This window comes from Inquilinus limosus (assembly GCF_002195995.1).
GTDB classification, from domain to species: domain Bacteria; phylum Pseudomonadota; class Alphaproteobacteria; order DSM-16000; family Inquilinaceae; genus Inquilinus; species Inquilinus limosus_C.
Map to the genome: position 1 here is coordinate 1 of NZ_NHON01000198.1, position 3,436 is coordinate 3,436.

The window sequence follows — 3,436 nt, forward strand, 5'->3', positions numbered from 1 at the left end:
GGGCGGCCCGCCCCCTCCCCCGCCGCCAGGACGGGCGAGCGCCGGCTGCACGGCGCCGGCAGCGCCCGGGTCGCCGCCGCGCCCGAGCGGCTCTGGGCCATGCTGCTGGACCCCGCGACCCTGGGGGCGGTGATCCCCGGCTGCCACGGTGTCGAGAAGCTGTCGGACACCCATTTCCGGGCCGAGGTCACGCTCGGCATCGGGCCGGTGAAGGGCCGCTACCGGGCCGAGGTCATGCTGTCCGACCTCGACCCGCCGCACGCGGTCACGCTGGGCGGCCGGGCCGAGGGCGGCCTGGGCTTCGGCGGCGGCGAGGGCCGGCTGACGCTGGTGCCGGACGGCACCGGCACGCGCCTCGACTACCGCTACGACGCCGCGATCGGCGGCAAGGTGGCCAGCATCGGCGGGCGCCTGCTGGACGGCGCCGCCAAGGTCATCATCGGCCAATTCTTCACGGCGCTGGCGCGCCATGCCGGCGGCGGCGTGGCGCCCTCGGCCGGACTGCTGTCGCTCTGGGCCGGCCGCCTGCGCGCGCTGCTGGGGCGGCAATCATGAAGCCGCCGGCCTTCGACTATGTCCGCGCCGCCACGCTGGACGAGGCCCTGGCGGCGCTGGCGGAGAGCGGCGGCGACGCCCGGGTGATCGCCGGCGGCCAGTCCTTCATGGCCATGCTGAACATGCGCCTGGCCCGGCCCGCGGTGCTGGTCGACATCATGCGCATCGGCGCGCTGGACCGGATCGAGGAGGCGAAGGGCGAGCTGGTGGTCGGTGCCGGCGTGCGCCAGGCAAAGCTTCTGGCGAGCGAAGGGCTGTCGCGCCGGCTGCCGCTGGTGGCGCTGGCCCTGCCCTGGACCGGCCATGTCCAGACCCGCAGCCGCGGCACCGTCTGCGGCTCGGTCGCCCATGCCGACCCGAGCGCCGAGCTGCCGCTGGCCCTGGTGGCGCTGCAGGGCACGGTGCATCTGCGCAGCGCCAGGGCCCGGCGCCGCCTGCCGGCCGAGGCCTTCATCACCGGCATGATGGCCACCGCCCGGGCCGAGGACGAGCTGATCGAGGCCGTGTCCTTTCCGCTGGCCGCGCCGGGCACGGGCCACGCCTTCCGGGAGATCGCGCGTCGGCACGGCGACTTCGCCATCGTCGCCTGCGGCGCCGTCGTCTCCGGCCGCGGCATCCGCCTGACCGTCGGCGGCGTCGCCGACCGGCCGACGGCGCGCGACTGGCCGCTGCTGGAGGGGTCGGCGCTGGACGACGCGCTGAACGCCTTCGCCTATGAGCTGGAAGCCCGCGACGACATCCATGCCAGCGCCCGCTACCGCCGCGACATGGTCCGGCGCATCGGCCGCGCCGTGATCGAGGAGGCCGCGCGATGCCGCGCCTGACCGCCGGGCAGAAGCATATCGTCCGCTTCATCCTGAACGGCCGGCCGGCCGCGGGAGAGGCGGAGCCGCGCCTGCTGCTGTCCGATTTCCTGCGCCACGTCATCGGCGCCACCGGCACCCATGTCGGCTGCGAGCACGGCGTCTGCGGCGCCTGCACCATCACCATCGACGGCGCGCCGGCCCGCGCCTGCCTGACCCTGGCCGTGCAGGCCGAGGGCTGCGATCTGCGCACGGTCGAGGGGCTGGCCCCGGCGCCGGACCGGCTGGGCGTGCTGCAGGCCGCTTTCCGCCGCCACCACGCGCTGCAATGCGGCTTCTGCACCGCCGGCATCCTGATGTCGCTGGACACGTTCCTGCGCGACCACCCGCAGCCCGGCGAGGCCGCCCTGCGCGACCTGCTGTCGGGCCATCTCTGCCGCTGTACCGGCTACACCCCGATCCTCCGCGCCGCCCTGGAGGCGGCGGCGGAGCTGGCGCGCAATCCGGAGGGCGCGGCCCATGCTTGATCTCGGCACCAGCTTCCTCGCCAGCGTGGCCCGCGACCCGGAGGCGACCGCCATCGTCGACGGCCCGCTGCGCCTGACCTACCGCGCCTGGTACGGGGCGATCTCCGCCACCGTCGCCGCGCTCGACCGGGCCGGGCTGGGGCCGGGCGACCACCTGGTCACCCTGCTGCAGAACCGGTGGGAGGCGGCGACGCTGCACTGGGCCTGCCAGCTCGCCGGCATCATCGCCACCCCGATCAACTGGCGCGCCAAGGCCGACGAGCTGGATTACTGCCTGGAGGACTCCGGGGCCCAGGCCCTGGTCTACCAGGACGTCTCCGCCGACGCGGTGGCGCAGTCGCGGCTGGCCCCCGGCCTGCACCGCATCCGCGTCGGCGAGACGCTGGAGGCCGCTGCCGACGAGGCCGCGGTCCCCTTCGCGGCGATGATCGCCCGGCCCGCCGCCGATGCCCGGCCACGCGCCGACGCGGAGGCGTGGTCGATCATGCTCTACACCTCGGGCACCACCTCCCGGCCCAAGGGCGTGCCGCGCCGGCACCGGGCCGAACGCGCCGCCGGCATCGCCCATGTGGCGCAGAACCTGTACCGGCGGGGCGAGGTGACGCTGGGCGTCATGCCGCTGTACCACACCATGGGCGTGCGCTCGCTGCTGGCCATGGCCGCGATCGGCGGCACCTTCGTCTGCCTGCCGCGCTACGACCCTGAAAAGGCCCTGGCCCTGATCGAGCGGGAGCGGGTGACGACGCTGTACCTCGTCCCCACCCTGTATCACGACGTGGTGCACCATCCGCGCTTCGACGCCACCGACATCTCCAGCGTGCGCAAGCTCGGCTTCGCCGGCGCGTCGATGACCGACGGCCTGCTGCGGACGCTGGACGAGGCGTTCCGGCCCGAGCTGTTCGTCAATCATTACGGGTCGTCGGAGGTCTACACCTGCACCATCGACCAGGCGGCGGTGGCGAAGCCCGGCTCCGCCGGCCGCGCCGGGCTGAACCAGATGGTGCGCGTGGTGCGGCTGGGCGCCGCCTCGCCCGCCGATCTCGCGGTGCCCGGCGAGGAGGGCGAGATCATCGCCCTGCTGGCCGGCGACGAGGCCTTCGAGGGCTATTGGCGCCGCCCGGACGCGGACGCCAAGGCGCTGCGCGACGGCTGGTATTTCACCGGCGACACCGGCCTGTTCGACGCCGATGGCGACCTGTTCGTGACCGGCCGGGTCGACGACATGATCATCACCGGCGGCGAGAACGTCTCGCCGGTCGAGATCGAGAGCTGCCTGTCCCTGCATCCGGCGGTGTCGGAGGTGGCCGTGGTCGGCCTGCCGGACGAGAAATGGGGCCGGATCGTCGCCGCCTTCGTCAAGCGCCGGACGGCGGTGGCGGCGGAGGAGTTGGACCGGTTCTGCCGCACCTCCGGCCTCGCCAACTTCAAGCGGCCGCGCCGCTTCGTCTTCGTCGACGACATCCCGAAATCCCCGGTCGGCAAGCTGCTGCGCCGCAAGCTCGTCGCCGGCGAATACGAGCCCGAGCGGGCCGCGCCCGCCGCCCCCTGACC

General features: G+C 74.5%; 4 protein-coding genes. All 4 read left to right on the top strand.

Annotation, left to right across the window (positions count from 1 at the left end):
* On the top strand, positions 1-555 hold a 555-nt coding region (locus tag BWR60_RS35800), incomplete at its 5' end, for an SRPBCC family protein (protein WP_144445880.1).
* Entirely contained in the window at positions 552-1,379 is an 828-nt protein-coding gene (locus BWR60_RS35805) for an FAD binding domain-containing protein (RefSeq protein ID WP_088158091.1), read from the top strand. The genes BWR60_RS35800 and BWR60_RS35805, both read left to right, overlap by 4 nt.
* A complete protein-coding gene (locus BWR60_RS35810) occupies positions 1,367-1,885 on the top strand; it encodes a (2Fe-2S)-binding protein (protein ID WP_088158093.1) in 519 nt (172 codons plus the stop codon). The genes BWR60_RS35805 and BWR60_RS35810 overlap by 13 nt, the downstream gene beginning before the upstream one ends.
* Positions 1,878-3,434, top strand: a complete 1,557-nt coding sequence (locus tag BWR60_RS35815) for an AMP-binding protein (RefSeq protein WP_088158095.1) — start codon at positions 1,878-1,880, stop codon at positions 3,432-3,434. Before BWR60_RS35810 ends, BWR60_RS35815 begins: the two co-directional genes overlap by 8 nt.
* Positions 3,435-3,436 lie beyond the last annotated feature (2 nt).